This window comes from Pseudoalteromonas luteoviolacea, assembly GCF_021654285.1.
Taxonomy (GTDB): Bacteria; Pseudomonadota; Gammaproteobacteria; order Enterobacterales; family Alteromonadaceae; genus Pseudoalteromonas; species Pseudoalteromonas luteoviolacea_J.
In genome coordinates, this window is record NZ_JAKFZS010000004.1 from 55,403 (window position 1) to 77,459 (window position 22,057).

Sequence of the window (22,057 nt, forward strand, 5' to 3'; positions counted from 1 at the left end):
AGCGAACCAAAAATGAAATTTAGTGAAAAGTGGCTAAGAGAGTGGGTAAATCCTGCGATTGATACGGATGCTCTTTCTGAACAGCTTTCTATGGCAGGTTTAGAGGTAGATGGTGTAGATCCGGTTGCTGGTGATTTTGATGGTGTAGTCATTGGTGAAGTCGTTGAGTGTGGCCAACACCCAGATGCAGACAAGCTTCGCGTAACCAAAGTAAATGTTGGCGAAGAAGAACTACTAGACATCGTATGTGGCGCAGCAAACTGCCGTGCAGGTCTAAAAGTAGCGGTAGCTAAAGTTGGCGCGGTTTTACCTGGCGGCTTTAAAATTAAAAAAGCGAAGCTACGCGGTCAGCCTTCTCACGGTATGCTTTGTGCGTTTGAAGAGCTTGGCATGGCAGAAAGCTCTGATGGTATTTTAGAATTACCAGCGGATGCTACAACTGGTCAAAATATTCGTGAATATTTCGCGCTTGATGATGTAACCATCGATGTTGATTTAACGGCAAACCGCAGTGACTGTTTAGGTATTAAAGGTCTTGCACGTGAAGTGGGTGTATTAAACGGTCTAGATGTAACCGAAGTTACTATCGACACAGTTGAGCCAACCATTGATGACAAGATTGATATTGAGCTAGTAGATAGCGACGCATGTCCTCGTTATTTAGGTCGTGTTATCAAGGGTATTAACCTTGACGCTGAGTCACCACTTTGGATGGTAGAAAAACTACGTCGTTCAGGTATTCGTTCAATTGACCCTGTTGTTGATGTGACTAACTATGTATTACTTGAGCTAGGTCATCCGATGCACGCATTCGACCTTGCTGCTATCTCTGGTGGCATCAAGGTACGTAAAGCACAGCAAGATGAAGAATTAGTATTGCTAGATGGCAATACCGCTAAGCTTAATACATCAACATTACTGATTGCTGACCACGAAAAAGCGTTAGCAATGGCGGGTATTTTTGGTGGTGAAGCATCTGGTGTTAAAGAGGGTACTCAAGATATCCTACTTGAAAGTGCTTTCTTCAACCCACTTGCAATTGCTGGTCAAGCACGTAGTTATGGCCTACATACTGATGCATCTCACCGTTACGAGCGTGGTGTAGATCACCAGCTACAGCGTGATGCTATGGAGCGTGCGACGGCATTGCTACTTGAAATTGTGGGTGGTGAAGCAGGTCCGGTTGTTGAAGCGGTTTCTGATGCTGACTTACCTGCGGCGAAATCAGTCACACTTCGTCGTGAGCGTTTAGACCGTGTTATCGGTTATCACATTGAAGATGCTAAAGTAACTGATATTTTGACACGTCTTGGCCTTGAGGTATCGGTTGAAGCGGGTCAGTGGCAAGCACAAGTGCCAAGTTACCGTTTTGATATCAGTATTGAAGAAGATCTTATCGAAGAAGTTGCACGCGTATTTGGCTACAACAACATTCCAAATGTTGCGCCAACTGCAGCACTTAAAATGACAGATCACCAAGAGGCATCTGTACCAGTTTCACGTTTCCGCAATGAACTTGTTGCTCGCGGTTACCAAGAAGCTATTACGTACAGCTTCGTAGACCCTAAGAAGCAAGCACTGCTTCATCCACAAAGCGATGCGCTTGTGTTACCTCACCCAATTTCTGTTGAAATGTCAGCAATGCGTGTGAGTTTAATGCCGGGTCTTGTGAACGCCTTGGTATATAACCAAAACCGTCAGCAATCACGTATTCGTTTCTTTGAGCATGGTTTAAAGTTCATTAAAGACGAAAGCGCAGAAAACGGTGTACGTCAAAGCGCAGTGATTGGTGGTATTGTCTATGGTAATACGCACAACGAACACTGGGGTATTGAAAGTCGCAAAGTTGATTTCTTTGATATTAAAGGCGATGTTGAAGCATTACTTGCAGTTTGCAACGACCCTGCTAGATTTACTTTTAAAGCCGAAGCAAGTGATGGTTTACATCCTGGTCAATCAGCAGCGATTTATGCTGATGGCGTAAAAGTTGGATTTATTGGTGCGATACACCCTCAATTACAAAAGTCGTTAGAATTGAACGACACAGCGTTTGTATTTGAGGTAGAAGTGGATGCAATTTCACAAAGAAAGCTGCCAGAAGCGGTTAGTATCTCAAAATTTCCATCAAATCGCAGAGATATTGCTATTTTAGTTGCAGATGATGTAAAAATAGGCGATATTTTAGAAAGCATTGAGAAAGTTGGCGGAAATCAATTAGTTGACCTAAACTTATTCGATGTGTATAAGGGCAAAGGTATTGAACCCGATTATAAGAGTTTAGCCATCGCCCTAACCCTACAAAACGTTGATAAAACGCTCGAAGAGAAAGATATCAACGAAGTTGTAGACAGAGTCGTGGCCGAATTGGCCAAACAATTTAATGCATCGTTGAGGGACTAGATATGGCGCTTACTAAAGCCGACATAGCTGAACACCTATTTGAAAAACTGGGGATAAATAAAAAGGATGCCAAAGACTTAGTTGAAGCGTTTTTTGAAGAAATCCGCTCAGCGCTTGAAAACGGAGAGCAGGTTAAACTCTCTGGCTTTGGCAATTTCGACCTGCGTGATAAAAAACAACGCCCAGGTAGAAATCCTAAAACTGGAGAAGATATACCTATTTCTGCAAGGCGTGTAGTAACTTTTCGACCAGGTCAGAAGTTAAAAACTCGTGTTGAAGTAGGCACAAGCAAGAACCTGTAAGCCAAATAACGGGGTAGTTTCTCCCCTTTATTTGTAAGGCTTTACATCAAAGGGTTTACTCGCAAGGGTAAACCCTTTGTCATATATTGGTAATATTAACTCTCTACACTTTCGTAACTTCTTTTATCTTGAGGTTCTAACTTGGGTCAGAGGCTGTCAGTTTGGACTAATCATTCTAAAAATGTTGTAGTTTCTTGGCTGATCTGCTCTTTTCTTTTTGGCCTTATATCCACGTTTATTTACATTCAGCATGCAGAATCTAATAGAGCTGATGTTAGGGCGATGGCTGAGCGCGTCATACTCGATTTTGGATCTCAGCTAAATAATGTTGATACTTTTTTACATCAATCCGATAGCATTGATGTGCAATGCTCTGCTGCAACCATTCAACAGATGAGGCAATTCGTCTTTAAACACCCAGCAGTGAGCGAAATTGGCATTGTTAACCCCAGTGGCGAGCTCGTATGCAATTCTTTTGGCTTACTTCCTACCCCTATGTTCATTAGCGAGCCACCTAAGAAACGAGGGCTAAGATATCATGGCCCCATTATTTCTGAGTTTTTGCAAGTGTCCGCATTTGTATTGGCACGAACTCGGCATGACGGTTATGAGGTCAATGCCTTGCTGCCTACCGAGTGGATAAAGGATATGCTGCACTTGAGTAAATACAGTGAACTTGATTACATCGCCATTGTGGATAGTGAAACTGGGGTCCCGGTCTTTTTACAAGGCGACTATAGCTTGCCGCTAGGGCACTCGATTTTCCCTGTAGTGCAAAACATTGAGCTTGAGAAAGTATTTGATGATCAAACCCGTAAGTTTATACATATAAGACCATTTAAAAATGTGCCGCAATTATCGGTCGTGGTCAGTAAAAATGCGCGTTATTTAGGTCTGCCAAGTCCAGTATGGCTAACTGCACTTTGCTTGATGTACGTATTATCTTGGTTAGGTCTGGTGTTATTACTCAACCATTATGATAAACGCGTGTTAAGTAGCCGAGCCTTGTTGCTAGGGGCACTAAACCGACAAGAGTTATTCAATGTATATCAGCCCTTAATTGATGCAAAGACGCAAAATATTCTCGGTGCTGAAGTATTGATAAGATGGATGCATCCTGTGGAGGGAGAGCTTGGACCGACTTACTTTGTACCTGAGGCCGAGCGAGACGGCACCGTTTTGGAGATGTCTCTATACCAAATAGATAAAGCGATATCTGATCTGGCGCCAGTAATAGCAGTTAAGCCAGATTTTAAAGTCTCTTTTAATGTCAATGGCTACCTCTTGAGTTGCCCAAGCTATATTAAAAAATTGTGTGAAGCAAAGAGTGTGTTTAATAACTTGACCATAGAGCTCACTGAACGAGACGTGTTATCCCAAACTAAAATTAAGTCGGTACTTTATCAGCTAGTGGAGTTAGGGGTTGAGATTGCCATTGATGATTTTGGAACGGGTTACTGTGGATTACAATATTTACAGAGCTTTCCAATAGACTTGTTGAAAATAGATCAAAGTTTTGTGGCCTCTATTGGGCTTGATAATCTGCAATCCCCTGTATTGAACGCAGTGATTGAAATGGCTGATAAATTAGAGAAAAAGTTGATAGCCGAAGGCGTTGAAACACAATTACAAGCTGATTACCTCAGTGCTCGTGGTGTGGTAGTACATCAAGGTTGGTACTATAGTAAAGCATTGAAAATTAGTGCGTTTAAGAATTTAATAAAGGAATGAAAAAGCCCCATAAATGGGGCTTTTGAGGTCATCTGTGTTAGATAGATGCGAAATAGCAGCCGTAACCGGGCAGGGTGACGGTACCTGCTTTTAGCTCACCGGTTTGGTGAGCCAGTTCATCCATGGAAACCTTTATGTCTTGTTCGACCACAAATTCAGAAGTTTGTTCCGTCAAATTAAACAAACAAAGCAACTTTTTGTCTTCTAATGTTCTATAAAAGGCTAAAATTGGCTCTTTGGTCGTTACAAATTCGATATTTCCTGTGACAAGCTCTGGGCGCGTTTTTCGCCAAGCTAAAAATGCGCGATATTGTGCCAAGATAGAATTATCATCCTGCTCTTGAAGATCTACCGCAGTTTGCGCGTGTGCATCAGCAACAGGTAACCAAGGCTTACCTTGTGTAAAGCCAGCATGTGCTTGTTCCACAGACCAAGGCATTGGTGTGCGACAGCCATCTCTGCCTTTAAAGTTTGGCCAGAATGTTATGCCATAAGGGTCTTGAAGGTCTTCAAATGCAACCTGTGCTTCACCTAATCCAAGTTCTTCACCTTGATACATACAAACGCTGCCACGCAGTGAGCCAAGTAAGGCGGTGAGCATTTTCACTTGCTGAGGGTTTACTGTTTGGCCGTCTTTAGACCAGCGACTGGCTACACGTTCAACGTCATGATTGCTAAATGCCCAACATGGCCAGCCTTCGGTCATCACAGCCTCTAGGCGTGATACCGTTTCGCGAATATATTCAGCGCTGTAATCATTGGTCAGTAGCTCAAAGCTGTATCCCATATGCAGTTTGTCACCACCGGATGTGTACTCTGCCATGGTTTTAAGAGAGTCTTCTGACGAAATCTCCCCCAAACTGACCGTACCCGGATACTCGTTAAGCAGGGCACGGATCTCAGCCATAAAATCCAAGTTTTCCGGTTGCGTGTTATTGTAATAGTGGTACTGGAACGCGTAAGGGTTGTCTTCGCTAAACCCTCGGCCCTGTCTCAATTCTTTTGGTTTAGCAGGGTTGTCCTTCAGTTCACTATCATGGAAGCAGAAGTTAATCGCATCCAAACGGAAACCGTCCACACCTTTGTCTAGCCAGAATTTGACGTTGTCTAATACCGCTTGACGAACTTGCGGGTTGTGGAAGTTTAAATCAGGTTGCTCAGTTAAGAAGTTGTGTAAATAGTACTGGCATCTTCTCGGTTCCCATTGCCACGCAACGCCGCCAAAAATAGACAACCAGTTATTAGGAGGACTGCCATCTGGTTTAGCATCAGCCCACACGTACCAGTCAGATTTTTCGTTGTTTTTATCTTGACGGCTTTCGACAAACCATGGGTGCTCATTGGAAGTGTGACTGAGAACCTGATCAATAATAATTTTGATATCACGCTGATGCGCTTGAGCAATCAAGTTATCAAAGTCTTCAATATTTCCAAACATAGGATCAATATCTCGATAGTCACTGATATCGTATCCAAAGTCTTTCATCGGCGATTTAAAAAATGGGGATATCCAAATCGCATCAACGCCTAATGACTTTATGTAGTCAAGACGTTCAATGATGCCATTAAGGTCACCAATACCATCACCTTTGGTGTCTTTAAAACTGCGTGGGTAAACCTGATAGATTACCGCACCTTTCCACCATTCATTTTGCGCCATGCACGATTCTCCAGCTTTGTGCAGTGAAGCCACTTCTTAAAGCGAACTAAGCCAGCTAAAAGTATAAAGTGCTTCTGGTCGTTAATATTGTCGAAAAGCATACGGCATGCATGCATTTGAGTAAAAAAACTGCATACGTATGCATTTAAAATATTATGAAATTTTGACAAATCTCTGACAATTGAAGGTTTACTAAATCATCTTTACCAATTTATAGTGAAGAAAGTCGCTGTTCTGCTTTTACGAGCCTTTTGGCGATTAAAATTGGTAATACCAATTTCATTTTAATGTATTCAACACTCAACTATATGATGATTTTTATGTCATACTCTTTCTGCTTAGCGCTTGAGTTACTTGCTTGTAAAATATACTTAAATGTATTGCTGGAATTGTTAACTTTGGTTGCATTTTAAATAAAGTTAATAAAAGCATAGGTTTATAAGCTTTTTAAGACGACTTTTTTGAAGTTCATGCCTGCTCACCTTTCTTTGAATACGTATGCATAAAGTTGTGGCTAGCCAAGTCACAACGCTAATATGGCGGGTGACAACAAAATTAACGTCAAATGAATTTATTTTTGCAGTTTTACTATCAATCTCTGCATTAGGTAAATAACAACAAAGCGACGTACAAAAAAGCTAATTGGGATAAAACATTATGTCTACGTTCAAACCAAGCTTATTAACAGCTGCACTCATCGCAGCTGGTGTAAGTCACACTGTAAGCGCACAAGAGCAGCAAACAGCAAAGATAAACGAAGAAGTAGAAGTGATAGAGGTACGTGGGATCAGCCGCAGTATCATAGCTTCGATTGATAAGAAACGATTTGGCGATACCGTATCTGAAGTGGTTGATGCGGGAGACTTGGCTTCTTTGCCGGACATTTCAATCGCAGATGCATTGAGCCGTCTACCAGGCGTTACCGCCGTAAGAGATAGCGGTCAATCATCTCAGCTTAATATTCGTGGTATGAACGGAGACTTCATTCAAACAACATTAAATGGCCGTGAGCAAGCCAGTACCAGTGGTTACTCGGCAGGTAGTCGTTGGATTTCTTTTGATCAATATCCGTCAGAACTAATTACACAGGCTGCTGTTTATAAATCGCCAAAAGCATCTCTTGTAGAAGGCGGCGTGGCAGGTACTGTGGAGTTGAAAACGGCCAACCCGCTAGATGCAGAAAATACGCATAACTTTAATACTAGTGTAAGGTTTTCTCATAATGATGCTGCATCAGATATTGATGCAGATGCCAATGGTGAGCGCTTGAGTTTTTCTTACCAAGGCAAGTTTTTAGATGAAACTGTGGGCTTTGGTATTGGCGCTGCATATTTGAATCAGCCAAATAGCTCAGTTGAGTTTTCTGGCCATTCTCCAGAAGCCGCACGTGATATTGATGGCGACGGTAAAAAATATGAACGTTCATTTAATGGCTATCAGTATAGAAATACCGCTGGTGCTGATGAGCGTCTAGGTATGATGAGCACACTTGTCTACCAACCTACGGACAACTTTAAAGCACAGTTTGACTATTTTCATTCGACGTTCGATTCAGAAGATCGTAAAAATGGATTGAACGTAGAAGGTTTGTCACGTACCAATGGTGCAAAAGAACTGTTCGAATTACGAAACGCCAAGTATGACGGCGAGGGGAAAAACCGATTCTTAGTGGCGGGTGAGTATTTCATTCGTGACTCAGCAGGGCCATGGATAGAAATGCGCTCTGAAGATCAATCAACTGAGTCGACCACAGATAGCTTTGGCTTAAATTTAGAGTACTCGACAGACAAGTGGGAAATCAGTTTCGACCTTGCACACAGTGAAGGTGAAAAAACGCGTCGCGATATGATTGCATCAATGCATGCTTATGAGTTTGGCACGGGAACATTGGAAGACGGCACAGTTGTAGAAACATGGCAAGAATTGAGCAATCAATATTTTGCTTTTGATCATAACAACACTGATGCAGCTTCGTTAGTGTTAGGTCATGATTACACTGATCTATCTCATATGCGCTTGGGTGATTGGGAGCAGTTCCCACACAAATACACCGATAAGATCGATAGTGCCAATCTTGATTTCAAATATCATATTGAACATGACGTTATTTCTGCAGTTGAAGTCGGTATACGCTGGTCTAAGCGTGAGTTTACTGATCAGCGTTCGACATTCCGTTGGGGAGCCCGTGAGGGACAAAACGGCTACCGTTTACCAAACGGCGAGATTGTGACAAATAAAGGGTGTGAGTTCAATCACCAAAATCACGCATGTGTTCCACATGACTTAACTGGCTTTGTGACCGTCAAAAATGGTGGTGGCTTTGATTACCTAGATTTAGATATGGTGGGAATTGCGGACTCTGTATTTGGAGCTGGCAACTATGACGGGCAGCAAACTTGGGAGCATAACTGGACACTGGTTGAGAGTGGCGCAGTCAAAGAAGAAGTTTTTGCAGCTTATATAATGGCTAACATAGATACTGAAATTGGAAATATTCCAGTTTCCGGTAACTTTGGTGTACGTGCTGTGCGCACCGATACGAAGTCGATTGGTATCCAACAGATACAAGGTGATGAAGTTGGTGATGCAATTACCGATGATAATGGTGTTACGAGCACGGATTATCGTCATGTAAACTATGGTCCAGAATATACTGATATTTTGCCGTCACTAAACCTTAACTTCCGTATTACTGAGCAAGATCAAATTCGCTTTGCTGCTGCAAAAGTTATGGGCCGCCCACCAGTTAACCAATTGCGCGGTGGTGCAGGTTCGTGGGCAGATACTGCAAATGATGGGGAAAGCCAACGATACAATGTTTGGTCTAAAGGTAATCCAAACCTAGATCCATTCAGAGCGAATCAAATGGACCTGTCGTATGAGCATTACTTTGAAGATGGCGGCGCATTTGTTGCTGCTCTATTTTGGAAGAATATAGAGTCATTAATCGAAGATGTAACGTACTTTGAGGGCGAAATAGATTGGTCTACGATTGGTCTAGAAGTCCCGCAAGGTTTTGTTCCTGGACAATATCAAACAACGCGCAACAATGACAAAGGCGGCTATGTCCGTGGTATTGAGCTCGCGTACACGACATTATTTGATAGTTTACCTGGGGTATTTTCTGGTTTAGGTCTGAATGCCAATTACTCTTATACTGAAAGTGAAACAACCATTGATGGTGGTGGTAATTTCCCTGATAAGCAATTGAGTTTACCGGGCCTGTCGAAAAATGTTTGGAGCGCGACCGTATTCTGGAATATTGATAAGTTTACAACGCATTTCAACATTCGTTATCGTGATGAATATACATACTTAGGCGCGACACCGGGCGGTACCTCTCCAACCTCAGCTGATGAGTACACGGTAGTTGATTGGCAGGCAACGTATGACTTTGATAATGGGGTACAAACGGTATTCCAGATCAATAACTTGACCGATGAAGCCAATACGTCAAATCTAGGTAGCTCATTGAGAACTGGAGAAGACAAGGTATTCGGTCGCCAGTACTTCTTAGGCTTCAACTATAGCTTTTAGCGAGCATAGTTAGTCGCTTGAAATAAAAGCCATCAGAACGAATGTTTTGGTGGCTTTGTTTTATATAATATTTACGGTGCGGTATATCAGGAGAAAGACAATGAATAGCAGAAAAATTGTCATACTAGGTGGAGGAACCGCTGGCTGGATGGCGGCAAACCTAATTGCAAAGAGTTGGTGTGATAAAGATATTTGTATTAGCGTCATTGAGTCACCCGATATAGGTATCATCGGCGTCGGAGAAGGTTCTACCCCGCAATTCAAGGCCTTTATGGATTTTATTGAAGTGCCCGAGTCAGAGTGGATGCCACAATGCAATGCGACCTATAAAAATGGCATACGCTTTGTAAACTGGTCAACGAGACCCGGATTTGAGCAATACTTTCATCCGTTTCCTGCACAGCCCGATGACTACTCTGCGCCGGCTTTTTTTCATAATAGTTTTGTGCGTAGAAAAGGGGTTGATTTAGAAGGTCATCCAGATCCGTTCTTTTTAGCAACTTATTTAGCTGAACATGCAAAAGCACCTATTGCAGCTGAAAGCTTTCCGTTTGAAATCAACTACGGTTATCACTTTGACTCTGCAAAGCTAGGGCTGTTACTGGCAGAAAAAGCAAAACGCTTTGGTGTTGAGCACATTCAGGCTCGAGTACAAGATGTGCGAAAAGACATCGATGGCACAATTTCGGCATTAATTTGCGAATCTGGGCTGGAAGTAAGTGGCGATATATTTATTGATTGCTCTGGCTTTTCTAGTTTACTTCTGCAACAACATTTACAGGTTGGTTTTGAGTCATTCTCAAATAATTTGTTTAATGATAGCGCTGTTGTTCTCCCGACTGAGCAAGGAGATGTTATTGCGTCGGAAACGCTGTCAATAGCAAGGAAATACGGATGGAGTTGGCATATTCCTTTAACCAATCGTGTTGGTAATGGTTATGTCTATAGTTCGAGGTATTGTAATAAGGACCAAGCAGAAACGGAATTAAGGGCTGCTCTTGGGTTATTAGATAGTGATATTGAAGCTAGACACCTGAATATGAAAGTGGGTCAAGTAAAAGAACATTGGCACAAAAACTGTGTGGCAATTGGGCTGTCTCAAGGGTTTATTGAGCCACTGGAAGCAACTGCTTTACATATAGTACAAGAAACCGTCCAGTCATTTATTGAGTGTTATCAAGAAGAAAACTTTAGTTGCAAAGGGCGAGACAAGCATAATCGAATGATGTCACAAAGATATCAAGCTATCAGGGATTATATCGTCGCGCATTACCGTGTTAACAGCCGCAATGATACAGCTTATTGGCGTGATAATGCGAATAACAACCAGTTGTCAAAGTCTTTATTTGACGTTTTAAATACCTGGGTGCAAGGAAAAAATTTATCAGATGAACTAGATAGGCAGGATATTGATAAATACTATCCATCTGTCAGCTGGCATTGTTTGTTAGCCGGATATGGCATTTATCCAGAACAGCGTCAATTGGTTGCTGCAAGCCAAGCTGCGAATAAGTTCGAGATGAATCAAGTCCGTGAGTATATCAGAAGGTGCGGACTAAATTTTTCGGACCACCGCGCCCAGCTGGCTCATTTCATCGATTAATGTCAAAAACAGGGTTAATAGTTAGCCCTTTTTACCCGCAGACAATGAACGATACCTTTTCATGACGCGAAGTATCTACCATACTTCGCGTTTTTTTATATGAACAAGAAATTAATCACGACTTTGAATACGTATGCAAGTGGTTCAACACTGGGCTGCAAGTCAGTAGACTCAATTAAAATACCAATATGACAACAAGATAATGACAATAAAACCTTTGGTGCTTGCACTGAGCTTAATATCAGGCAGTGTTTTGCTGACAGCATGTCAGTCTTCTCAACCTGCTGAGCAAAGTAAGCAAGCCAAACAACAAGAGCAAAAACCTGTCGTTTACCAAGTATTCACGCGACTATTTGGCAACACAAATACCAATAATGTGCCTTGGGGTACGTTGGCACAAAATGGCGTGGGCAAATTCGATGACTTCACACCAAAGGCGTTATCGGAAATTAAAGCCATGGGCGTGACCCATGTATGGTATACGGGTGTGCTACATCATGCTTTAGTTGCCGATTACAGTGCGTATGGCATTGGTATAGACGATCCCGATGTGGTGAAAGGCCGTGCAGGTTCACCTTATGCAATTAAAGACTATTACAATGTTAACCCTGACTTAGCAAAAGATCCTGCAAAGCGCTTGGCAGAGTTTGAAGCGCTGATTGAGCGTACTCATGATGCAGATATGAAAGTAGTGATAGACATTGTACCCAACCATGTTGCAAGAAATTACCAATCTTTGAGTGCGCCGCAAGGGGTTAAAGATTTTGGCGCGCAAGACAATACATCGCTGACTTATGCCCGTGATAACAACTTTTATTATGTGACAGGGCAGGGCTTTAAAGTTCCCACATCTGCTGATTACCAAGTACTAGGCGGTAAGTCTCACCCGCTTGCGGATGGCCAATTTACAGAATCACCTGCGAAATGGACGGGGAATGGCGCACGAGCTGCGCAGCCGCATATTCATGATTGGTATGAAACCGTTAAAGTGAATTACGGTGTGCGCCCTGATGGCAGCTATGACTTTCCAACGCTGCCTGCTGAGATGGCAAAGCAAGACTACCGTGCACACTATGCATTTTGGCAAGATAAAGACCTACCGGATAGTTGGTATAAGTTTAGAGACATCACCTTATATTGGCTTGATAAAGGGGTAGATGGCTTCCGTTACGATATGGCTGAAATGGTGCCAGTTGAATTTTGGAGCTTTTTAAACTCTTCCATCAAGATGCAAAACCCTGACGCCTTTTTATTGGCTGAGGTGTACAACCCAACCCTTTATCGCCCTTATATTCACCAAGGAAAAATGGACTTCTTATATGACAAAGTGGGCTTTTATGACAGCTTGAAGCTGTTGATGCAAGGCACTGGCAATGCACAAAATGTAATGGATGCACACTTAAGCGTGTCAGATATAGCACCACACATGCTGCACTTTTTAGAAAACCATGACGAGCAACGTATCGCCAGCCCTGAATTTGTAGGCAGCGCTGAAAAAGGCAAACCAGCGATGGTAGTGAGCCATTTAATCAGTAAAGCACCGACTATGCTGTATTTCGGTCAATCGGTCGGTGAAGACGGCTCAGAGATGGCCGGTTTTGGTAAACCTAGCCGCACCAGCATTTTTGATTATATCGGTGTACCTGCACATCAGGCTTGGATGAATAAGGGCAAATTTGACGGTGGCCAGCTAAGTGATGAGCAAAAGGCATTACGTCAATATTACAAAAAGCTCATGAACTTAAGCTCAATGCCTGCTATTCAACATGGCGCACTGGTGCAACTGAACACATTAGAGAGTGCTAACAAGCCAGCTGAAAAAGTGATGGCATTTGCACGTGATAATGCCGCTCAGCAAGTTATTGTGGCAAGTAACTTTGATGCTGATAATGCGCAGCAGGTTACGATTGAATTACCAGAGGGGTGGCAAGGCAAAGTCGTCGATAAGTTGGAATCTCACCCAACACTTGTCATTAAAAATAATCAACTCAACATCACCTTGGCACCGCTTGCCAGTGTTGTGTATGAGCTAGAGAACTAATTATGCAAAAACAAAAACCACAACTGAGTTTCTGGCAAATTTGGAATATGTGCTTTGGTTTTATGGGCATTCAATTTGGCTTTGCGTTACAAAACGGTAATGTGAGCCGAATCTTCCAAACGCTAGGCGCATCAGTTGATGATATTCCTATTTTGTGGGTGGCAGCGCCACTCACAGGATTGATTGTACAGCCGATAATTGGCTACTGGAGCGATAGAACTTGGACGGGCCTTGGCCGTCGTCGTCCTTTCTTTTTGTATGGTGCGATATTGACGACTTTGTCACTCTTCATCATGCCAAACTCGCCGACACTTTGGATTGCAGCCGGTATGCTGTGGATCATGGATGCGTCAATCAATGTCACGATGGAACCGTTTCGTGCATTAGTAGGTGATAATCTTAATAAAAAGCAGCGCGCAACAGGCTATGCAATGCAAAGCTTTTTCATTGGTATTGGTGCCATTATCGCCTCTGCATTGCCTTGGATGATGACCAACTGGTTTGGGATCAGCAACACGGCAGCGCCTGGGGAAATTCCTGAGTCTGTTAAATATGCCTTTTATTTTGGTGGTGTGATTTTATTTTTGGCAGTTGGCTGGACCATTCTTAAAACCAGAGAATACACACCTGAGCAGTTAGCCGAATTTGAATCACCAGAGCTGAAACAAGCATCATCACAGCCAAAACAACGTATTCAGTTTGCCAAGTTTGCACTTGTGAGTGGTGTGATTGGTGGGCTTATTTTGGCGGGTGTTACCGTGTTGAAGCTAGAAAAAGAGCTTTACTTGTTAAGTGCGCTATTACTGTCGTTCTCAGCGATCATTCTCATTGCGGGCTATTTGCAAAACAAGCAGCGTACAAGCGGTGGTTTCTACGAAGTCATTTACGATGTATTCACTATGCCAGAAACCATGAAGCAATTGGCGGTGGTGCAATTTTTCAGCTGGTTCTCTTTATTTGCAATGTGGATCTATACCACATCGGCAGTAACCAGTTTTCACTATGGCGCGACGGATGTGACTTCTAAAGCCTATAACGATGGCGCTGATTGGGTCGGTATCCTATTCGCTGCATATAATGGTTTTGCCGCGCTAGCAGCCGTATGTATCCCATTTGTGGTCAAACGTGTTGGCCTCAAATGGGCGCATAGTTTAAATCTGCTTTTAGGTGCCGGTGCGCTATTGAGCTTTTTGTTTATTTCAGATCCAAGTTTACTGTGGGTACCAATGATAGGTATCGGCTTTGCGTGGGCATCTATTTTATCTCTGCCTTATGCCATGTTAAGCGATGCTGTGCCAGCGCACAAAATGGGCGTGTTTATGGGGATTTTTAACTTCTTTATTGTTATCCCTCAATTGCTGGCAGCCAGTGTACTTGGCCTTATCTTAAGAAACGTTTTCGAGAATCAACCTATTTATGCATTAGTTATTGGTGGTGTGTCGTTTATTTTAGCGGCGCTGTCTGTTGCACGTGTGAAAACAAGCGCGCAATAAAACAGCCACTGAGGAGTAAAAATGAAAAAATTGTCATGTTTGTCGTTGGCACTGATTGCCGCAGGCCTTATTGGGTGTGGTAGTGCAACGAATACGCAGCAGATTGAGACCGCACCCGGTGCGCCGGGCGATAAGCCGTTTTGGACTTATTCAGATAAAACGGGCATTGGCACGTCTTATGAAGCCTATAAAAATGGCCAGTATGCAAATGATGCACAAACAGGTGAAGTATCTAAAGTTTGGTTTTCAATTGCCAAAGGCATGATCACTGAGACCATGTTCGGCCTTATTCACCAAGCTCAAATTCGTGATATGCAGTTTGTGGTGACAGGTAAAGACTTTACTGTGACTGAGCGCGATGAGTTAGATGTGTCTATTGATTATCTTTATAAAGATGCACAAGGTCGCCCTTTATCACTGGCTTATAAAGTTGTCAGCAAAGACAAGCAAGGTCGCTTTACACTAGAGAAACACATTTTCACGGACCCTGATGGCCAGACTTTATTTGTTAGAGCAAAAGTAGATACGCAGCTGAGCGGTGTAAAAGCGTTTGTGAACGTCAACCCATATGTAAATAATAACGGCCTAAATGACTCAGCAACCGTGACAGACAAAGGTTTGGTTGCTTGGGAAGCTGATAACTTTTTAACCTTGCAAAGTAGTACAGGGTTTGAGCAAGTATCGGTAGGTTTTACAGGTAGTAGTGACAATCTGAATGAACTTAAGAAAAATCATGCATTGACGCGTACTTACCAAAGCACGGGTGATACAAAAGGCAATGTAAACTGGCTTGCAGAGCTTGGTGAAGTTAAGGGATCTGCGACCTTTGACCTTGCGTTGAGCTTTGGCAAGTCACAAGCGGATAGTTTCGCTCAAGGTGCCGCTGCGCTAAATAAAGGCTATGACAAAGTTCTTGCACACTACAATGGCCAAGGCGAACACATAGGTTGGGAAGATTACTTAGCCAGCCTTGAACCTATGCAGCGTCTTTCAAACTACACCACTGACAGCGGTAAATTATTAAATGTCAGTGCATTAGTCTTAAAAGCACAGGAAGATAAAACGCATGCCGGAGCGCTCATTGCATCACTTTCTAACCCATGGGGTGACACAGTTGCTGCTGAGCAAGGTCACACAGGATATAAAGCTGTTTGGGTGCGTGACTTCTATCAAGTCGCTATGGCGTTCATGGCGATGGGCGACCCAGATACAGCGCTAACCTCATTTGAATACCTTGAAAAAGTTCAAGTGATGGATGGCACACCGGGTAACCAAGGCGATACTGGCTGGTTTTTACAAAAGACACATGTTGATGGTGAGTTAGAGTGGGTAGGCGTTCAGCTTGACCAAACAGCGATGCCGATCATGCTTGCTTGGAAATTGTGGCAAGCGGGTGTGTTAAGTGATGAAAAGCTAGTTTACTGGTACGAGCGCATGCTCAAACCTGCGGCAGAGTTCCTAGTAGACGGTGGTCTGGCAAAGATTTTGTGGAATGACACGCAAATTGCACCACCGGCGACCCAACAAGAGCGCTGGGAAGAGCAAGACGGGTATTCTCCTTCGACAACCGCGGCGGTGATTGCGGGCTTAGTGACAGCAAGCGACATCGCTAAGCTAGCAGGTGATAAAGCCGGTGAGCAAAGGTATCTAGATACTGCTAAACAGTATAACGATACTGTTGAAAAGCTGATGTTCACCACCGAAGGTAACTTGAAAGGCCAAGACACAGATGGTGAATACTTCTTCCGTATCGCACGAGACGAGAACCCAAACACCGCCACAAAATTGGGTGATAACAATGGCCGTACAGGACTTGATAAGCGTCAGATCATTGATGGTGGTTTCTTAGAGTTGGTACGTTATGGTGTAAGGGATGCCGATGCGCCTAGTATCTTGAAAACACTGCCAGAGTACGAAGATGAAACGTTACCTGAAAACTTGCGTGTAAAATACAGCTTTACCTTTGCAGGCGATCCAAATTCGTACCCAGGCTACCGTCGTTACGGTAACGATGGCTATGGCGAAGATGAAGTAAAAGGGACTAATTATGCTGAGGGCGATCAAAATACACCGGGACAGCGTGGTCGTGTATGGCCATTCTTTACAGGTGAAAAAGGCCATTATGAAATAGCGGCTGCCGCTGCGACTAAGGGCTTAAACAAAGAAGCTGTGACGCGTATTAAGCATACCTATGTACGTGGCATGGAGCACTTTGCCAACGAAGGTTTGATGCTACCAGAGCAAGTTTGGGATGGCGTCGGTGTTAACCCGTTTGGTTATCAGCTAGGTGAAGGCACAAATTCGGCAACACCGCTGGCTTGGACACATGCAGAGTACGTTAAATTGGTCCGTTCACTTGCAGATAAAAACGTCTGGGATCATTACCCAATCGTCAGTGACAAACTAAAATAACCAACCTTTTTGATGGGGGGTAGACGCTACCACCCATTTACCTTCAGACTCACTATTTTTGATCTAGCCCCAAAAAACGGCAAAGCGATATTTTTATCTTTCTGATTATCCAGAACTCGCATTTTGTATTTACTCAAATGATTTTTTTATGAAAATTTGGATTGATGTTATTTGTTGAAAGGGGAGGTGGGAAATGAGCTTAGAAAGGCTATGAAAAGCATGAGGTCAGCTGACCCCATGTTTATAGGATAATTTATGGCTCACAACGGTGCCAACCAGTTGTACACTCCCATGTTGCGTACCATCTAATACCACCATTGATCTGCTTAGTTAGTTACTTGCTTGTTTAAAGTCACATTATCATTCGACAAGTTCTTTAAGTTGCCTTTTTGTAGTTTTAATTTCATTGTTATTCCTTTTTTAATTTATTAACACCAAAATTAGGCTAACACGACTGTATGAAAAACAAACTATAAATTAGTGACAATACAACTTGGCAGTGTTTAATGCAGCTCGCTCAAAACACTAATCTTTTATCTCCATTTGTAGGCATAAAAATATCACAGAACGCACCCTATAATCTCGCCATGCTATTGCCAAATAAACGTGCATGACAGCGTCTTGCGTATTCATCAGTCATGCCAGATAAATAATCTGCAAGCACTCGCATTTTTGCCGTGTTACTTTGAGCTTGCTGGTACTGAGATTGAGCAGTATAAGGCAGTAAACGCATTGGGTCGCTGGAAAATGCATCGAATAAATCAATCAACATATTCTGACCACTAAACTCAATTTGCTGCATAGTCGGTTCACGAATGAGTCTTTGGTATACAAATTGTTTAAGGACCTTGAGGATGGCTTCAAATTCATCGCCGAGCTTAACTGTATTTTTGAGCAAGGGGTCGTCAAACTCTGCATCGTGTTGTACCAAAGCACAGTGAACAATGAAGATATTGACCAGTTCGCCAATGGCGTCTTTTCTAAGCGGTTCATCATCAGAGAAAAGGCGATGCGTTAAACTCGACAGGTTTTGCTCAAGCCAAGGGGAGTTAATTTTTTTAAATTCAGGCATCGCATAGTTATACCAATCGCGCTCACTGAGTGTGCCAGTGGCAATCGCATCTTCTAAATCATGCACTGCATAAGCAATATCGTCTGCATATTCCATGATGGCCGCATCAAGAGATTTGTAGATAGTCTTAGATTTAAACTCATCAATGGGATTGTGTGTTGTGAAAAGGGCTTTATCTTTGTTGGGCAAAGGCGACAATATCCAATCAAAAACGTCTTTATCGCAATCATAAATGCCCTTAGCGGGGAACCATTTTTGGGTGTAGATAAAGCGCTGATGCGAGTTAATGCTTTGTGGTTTAAGCTGTAATGCAGAGATGAGCGCTGGATATTTTATAAAACCGAGCAGCGTACGCCTGGTCAAGTTCATGCCATAGCCATTTGAATAGGGCTCTAACTTAGTAACGATCCGCAGTGTTTGTGCATTGCCTTCAAATCCCCCGTAATCACGCATCAAATAATTGAGCGCGATTTCTCCGCCATGACCAAAAGGCGGATGACCAATATCGTGGGCAAGACAAATGGTTTCAATCAGGCTTGCTGAAGGGAAGTGCTCAAAGTCAGGGTTTTGCAGCTTGAGGTGACGCAATAGGCCAGTGCCTATCTGAGATACTTCTAGTGAATGTGTTAGCCGTGTCCTGTAAAAGTCATTTACGCCAATGCTCATGATTTGCGTCTTTGATTGCAGGCGCCTAAAAGCAGCTGCATGGATGATCCGAGAGCGGTCTACTTGCCATGCTGAGCGATTATCATTGGGGCGATTCTTTATTTGATCTAGCAATCTTTGTTGCCATACGGGCTGGGTCATAAGGTACTCTACGTGGCTAGTTATTGTCTTATTCCATCTTTGTAAGCTAAGTATAGCGATGCAAAGTTAAAAATGTAATTACTTGGTGTGACTGGAAAAAAGCTTATTTTAGCGACGGATAGGCGTAAATTCGCGTTTAACTGCGATTGTTGCTATAATCGGTCGCCGTTTTATGAGATGAACTAAGTACAACGAGTCTTTCTCTGACAAAGGAAGTTCAGATAGCTCGTTTGGTAGGTACTAGTGAGAGGAGAATCATGCGTTCTAATTTGATCAAGATTTTATTAATTGCAGTTTCTTTGTACGCAATTATTTATCCATTTATAACCGAACCACCGGAAAAGCCAGAGCCAGTAGAAGTACCAGAAGTTATCGTTGAGATCCCTGAAGTCGAATTACCTGAGCAGCCATTACATGATGTGCAGCTACCTGACTTTGCGTTTATTAAAGACATTGCGACTAAGAAAAAGACCTTTTTTGACTTCATTAAACCTCATGTAGAGGCTGAGAATAAGGTCATTTTGCAACAAAGAGCGAGTATTGAAATTGCATTGATGATGTTGCAGTTTGATGAGTCGCTCAGTGATGTGCAGATTGAACGTGTAGAGACTATCTTTCAACTTTATAAGATAGATCAAGAAGAGATCACTGTTCAGAGTTTAAAATTGGCCCTTGATAGAGTTGATATTATCCCGAAAGAGTTAGCATTAATGCAGGCGGCCAATGAGTCTGCATGGGGGACCTCTCGATTTGCACGGATCGGTTTGAACTTTTTCGGTCAGTGGTGTTACCGTACAGGGTGCGGGATGATCCCGAAGCGCCGTGCTGATGAGGCCGCACATGAAGTGGCAGCATTTAAGTCGGTCAGGGCATCGGTTACCTCGTATTTTAGAAATATAAATACACATGATGCTTATCGTGAGCTTCGCACAGTTCGTGCGCAGCTTAGGGCTGATAAAAAAGAGATCACCGCGACAGCTCTGACGCCGGGTTTAATGTCATACTCTGAACGTGGACAAGATTACATTGAAGAACTCAATGATATGATCAGACATAACAAGGCTTATTTTGATGAAGAATAGGATCCTACCACTGCTACTGCTATCTAGTAGCTTTGGTTGTTTCGCTGAAGAGTTTGTGGCCTCTTATGAAGGCTTTTATGACCGCCTAAAGGTGGTCAAAAAAGGTGAGTTCGAGTTTGCTCGAGTGAACTTCTATTTGGTTGAAGGTGAAAGTAAAAAGCCATGCACCATTGCAGAGGGAAACATAGTTACTGAGCAAACTTCAATGCCGCTGCACTACACTGAACATGCGCAGTTAATGTTACCAATTGACGAAAAGCTTGATAAAGACAAAGCAGTGGTAGTTGTAAAACCTGAGACGGCGACTTATTGTGAGATTAAGATCCAAATTGAATCTGCATACTTCTCTAATCAACATCTTACTAAACACAAATTATATCAACTACACACTGAGTTTGAGACACTATTGAGCGATTTGTCAGGTGTATTTGTGGGTAAGCTATTATCTTTCATGTTACCTGAGCAAAAAGGTGTTACGGTGGAATTTGCAAGCAACGTCGCTTTGAGTGGTGAAGGCGTCAGCTGTGAATTGAACCGCTGTCGTTTTCATGTCAATGACAGCTGGGAAAATGACAATGCTCGATTTAATGTGCTTGCAAACTTGGTCAGTGTTAAACCTTGGATAGAAAAGTAACTAGACCAGTTCGATAAACAATAGATATGAAAAAGCGACCATGAGGTCGCTTTTTTGTTCTGGTTGTGAATATGCGAATTGAAATAGGTTAGGGTAGGTTCCAGTAGTAAATACCGTACCCGACAAACAAGGCGGGTATTGCTGAATAGGCTGTTGCTAACAGTGCTGCTTTTGGCGCAAGGGCTATCGCTGGAAACAACGCATCACCATCATTTGCGACAGCATTTGCTGCTAATGCACTAAATGGCAATACGCCTTGAATATATAAGCTGGTCACCACTATTTGTGGGCCACAGCCTGGTAGTAATCCAATCATGATCGCAATAAGCGGTGCGTAAATCGCATACTCTGTGAACCAAGCTGCTAAGTCTAAGCCAAATAAAGCAACCGACAGTTCGTAAATCATAAAGCTTGCCACTACCCAAGCGGTGACAAAGTGCGTGTCTTGAAGGATTTTTGCTAATCGAGAAGGGGGCTTAACCTCTTCTTCTTCTGCCGTAATTTGCTTATAGGTTTTTCCTTTGGATGACAACGCCCAAATAACTACCGCGAAGATGGCCATGCCCGCACCGAGTAACTCGATAGGTTGCTCAAATTGTCCTAAGTCCATGTTAAAAGCCATAACAAGTGAAATCGCGATACAAGGGAACAGGACTATTTTCCATACAGGTTCACTCATGCGTACGGCAAAAGTGGGTGGGTCGCAGTCTTCTGCTTGTGTGTCATTGGCTTTTGGTCTGCAATAATCGGCCTTGTGAAACAGGTTTACGGCTAGGCCGCTGACGGTACCGACTGCGATGCCTAGTAAGATGATGGCCATGCCTTCAAGCGGTTTTTTTGCTAAAAGCAAGAATGCTGCATCGCCCATGGTTGCGGTCAATACGGCAACGACGGAGGCAAAACTGGCTTGCCCTTTGGTAAATTGGGTTACAACGATGATGGCGCCGCCACAGCCGGGTAATGCCCCAAGCACGGCAGCCATGGTGACTTCAAGTGCAGGAGATTTTTTATTTAAGTAACTGAGTTCTAATTGGGGAAGTTTTTCAACGAGATAGTAGTAAATTGCTAAGGTACCTGCAACAAACACACTGACTTGGAAAAACGCGTCAGCTAGCGTGCCTAACGCAATGTCACGAATAGGTGCATAAAATAGAGTTGCTATCAATAATAACGGGAGTATCAACCGCTTATTTGCTGCCAGATAGGCAAATTGAGAAGCCGCCTTGAACGGATAAGAACGAGAATATGAGAGCATATAGTGCAACCGGTAACCTAATAACAGT

The 22,057-nt window shown here is 43.0% G+C and carries 13 protein-coding genes; 10 read left to right on the forward strand and 3 right to left on the reverse strand.

The annotated features are described in order from the left end of the window. The first annotated feature begins 12 nt into the window (after positions 1-12). The 3 genes from pheT to L1077_RS04430 all read left to right on the forward strand — a co-directional run bounded on the left by pheT (position 13) and on the right by L1077_RS04430 (position 4,433). Entirely contained in the window at positions 13-2,400 is a 2,388-nt protein-coding gene (gene pheT, locus L1077_RS04420) for a phenylalanine--tRNA ligase subunit beta (protein ID WP_237135755.1), read from the forward strand. A 2-nt stretch (positions 2,401-2,402) separates the two neighbouring features. Further along, positions 2,403-2,702 carry an integration host factor subunit alpha gene (gene ihfA / locus L1077_RS04425; RefSeq protein ID WP_023400419.1) on the forward strand — a complete coding sequence of 100 codons (300 nt, stop codon included), beginning with the start codon at positions 2,403-2,405 and terminating at the stop codon, positions 2,700-2,702. A gap of 282 nt (positions 2,703-2,984) precedes the next feature. Then, positions 2,985-4,433 carry an EAL domain-containing protein gene (locus tag L1077_RS04430; protein WP_237135756.1) on the forward strand — a complete coding sequence of 483 codons (1,449 nt, stop codon included), beginning with the start codon at positions 2,985-2,987 and terminating at the stop codon, positions 4,431-4,433. A 37-nt stretch (positions 4,434-4,470) separates the two neighbouring features. On the opposite strand, the gene L1077_RS04435 is transcribed toward L1077_RS04430, so the two are convergent. Next, complete coding sequence (locus L1077_RS04435) at positions 4,471-6,093, reverse strand: alpha-glucosidase family protein (RefSeq protein ID WP_237135757.1); 1,623 nt, start codon at positions 6,091-6,093, stop codon at positions 4,471-4,473. Between the two features lie 657 nt (positions 6,094-6,750). Between L1077_RS04435 and L1077_RS04440 the strand changes: the two genes are divergently transcribed. The 5 genes from L1077_RS04440 (at position 6,751) to L1077_RS04460 (ending at position 17,179) form a co-directional block, all read left to right on the forward strand. After that, the gene (locus tag L1077_RS04440; RefSeq protein WP_237135758.1) at positions 6,751-9,630 is read left to right on the forward strand and encodes a TonB-dependent receptor; all 2,880 of its coding nucleotides are present in this window, start codon (positions 6,751-6,753) and stop codon (positions 9,628-9,630) included. A gap of 100 nt (positions 9,631-9,730) precedes the next feature. After that, positions 9,731-11,233 (forward strand): tryptophan halogenase family protein, encoded by a 1,503-nt coding sequence (locus L1077_RS04445; RefSeq protein ID WP_237135759.1) that lies wholly within the window; start codon positions 9,731-9,733, stop codon positions 11,231-11,233. Positions 11,234-11,435: 202 nt separating this feature from the next. Next, positions 11,436-13,274, forward strand: a complete 1,839-nt coding sequence (locus L1077_RS04450) for an alpha-amylase family protein (RefSeq protein ID WP_237135760.1) — start codon at positions 11,436-11,438, stop codon at positions 13,272-13,274. Positions 13,275-13,276: 2 nt separating this feature from the next. Continuing rightward, a complete protein-coding gene (locus L1077_RS04455) occupies positions 13,277-14,767 on the forward strand; it encodes an MFS transporter (RefSeq protein WP_237135761.1) in 1,491 nt (496 codons plus the stop codon). A 21-nt stretch (positions 14,768-14,788) separates the two neighbouring features. Then, a complete protein-coding gene (locus tag L1077_RS04460) occupies positions 14,789-17,179 on the forward strand; it encodes a glycoside hydrolase family 15 protein (protein WP_237135762.1) in 2,391 nt (796 codons plus the stop codon). 574 nt (positions 17,180-17,753) lie between these two features. Here the strand turns inward: L1077_RS04460 and L1077_RS04465 are convergent. Then, positions 17,754-19,058: an anti-phage deoxyguanosine triphosphatase gene (locus L1077_RS04465; protein ID WP_237135763.1), complete on the reverse strand. Its 1,305-nt coding sequence runs from the start codon at positions 19,056-19,058 to the stop codon at positions 17,754-17,756. 257 nt (positions 19,059-19,315) lie between these two features. Here L1077_RS04465 and L1077_RS04470 point away from each other — a divergent pair, with 257 nt between their 5' ends. Beyond that, positions 19,316-20,140, forward strand: a complete 825-nt coding sequence (locus tag L1077_RS04470) for a glucosaminidase domain-containing protein (protein ID WP_237135764.1) — start codon at positions 19,316-19,318, stop codon at positions 20,138-20,140. Beyond that, a complete protein-coding gene (locus L1077_RS04475; protein WP_237135765.1) occupies positions 20,130-20,774 on the forward strand; it encodes a DUF2987 domain-containing protein in 645 nt (214 codons plus the stop codon). The genes L1077_RS04470 and L1077_RS04475 overlap by 11 nt, the downstream gene beginning before the upstream one ends. Before the next feature lie 88 nt (positions 20,775-20,862). On the opposite strand, the gene L1077_RS04480 is transcribed toward L1077_RS04475, so the two are convergent. Beyond that, a complete protein-coding gene (locus L1077_RS04480; RefSeq protein ID WP_237135916.1) occupies positions 20,863-22,029 on the reverse strand; it encodes a putative manganese transporter in 1,167 nt (388 codons plus the stop codon). Positions 22,030-22,057: the final 28 nt, after the last annotated feature.

What these genes read in the sequence shown, in the direction of transcription:
- L1077_RS04470 (WP_237135764.1), top strand. Translation starts at nt 19,316, where the DNA reads ATGCGTTCTAATTTGATCAAGATTTTATTAATTGCAGTTTCTTTGTAC.
- ihfA (WP_023400419.1), top strand. Translation starts at nt 2,403, where the DNA reads ATGGCGCTTACTAAAGCCGACATAGCTGAACACCTATTTGAAAAACTG.
- L1077_RS04445 (WP_237135759.1), top strand. Translation starts at nt 9,731, where the DNA reads ATGAATAGCAGAAAAATTGTCATACTAGGTGGAGGAACCGCTGGCTGG.
- L1077_RS04475 (WP_237135765.1), top strand. Translation starts at nt 20,130, where the DNA reads ATGAAGAATAGGATCCTACCACTGCTACTGCTATCTAGTAGCTTTGGT.
- L1077_RS04450 (WP_237135760.1), top strand. Translation starts at nt 11,436, where the DNA reads ATGACAATAAAACCTTTGGTGCTTGCACTGAGCTTAATATCAGGCAGT.
- L1077_RS04435 (WP_237135757.1), bottom strand. Translation starts at nt 6,093, where the DNA reads ATGGCGCAAAATGAATGGTGGAAAGGTGCGGTAATCTATCAGGTTTAC.
- L1077_RS04430 (WP_237135756.1), top strand. Translation starts at nt 2,985, where the DNA reads ATGGCTGAGCGCGTCATACTCGATTTTGGATCTCAGCTAAATAATGTT.
- L1077_RS04480 (WP_237135916.1), bottom strand. Translation starts at nt 22,029, where the DNA reads ATGCTCTCATATTCTCGTTCTTATCCGTTCAAGGCGGCTTCTCAATTT.
- L1077_RS04440 (WP_237135758.1), top strand. Translation starts at nt 6,751, where the DNA reads ATGTCTACGTTCAAACCAAGCTTATTAACAGCTGCACTCATCGCAGCT.
- L1077_RS04455 (WP_237135761.1), top strand. Translation starts at nt 13,277, where the DNA reads ATGCAAAAACAAAAACCACAACTGAGTTTCTGGCAAATTTGGAATATG.
- pheT (WP_237135755.1), top strand. Translation starts at nt 13, where the DNA reads ATGAAATTTAGTGAAAAGTGGCTAAGAGAGTGGGTAAATCCTGCGATT.
- L1077_RS04465 (WP_237135763.1), bottom strand. Translation starts at nt 19,058, where the DNA reads ATGACCCAGCCCGTATGGCAACAAAGATTGCTAGATCAAATAAAGAAT.
- L1077_RS04460 (WP_237135762.1), top strand. Translation starts at nt 14,789, where the DNA reads ATGAAAAAATTGTCATGTTTGTCGTTGGCACTGATTGCCGCAGGCCTT.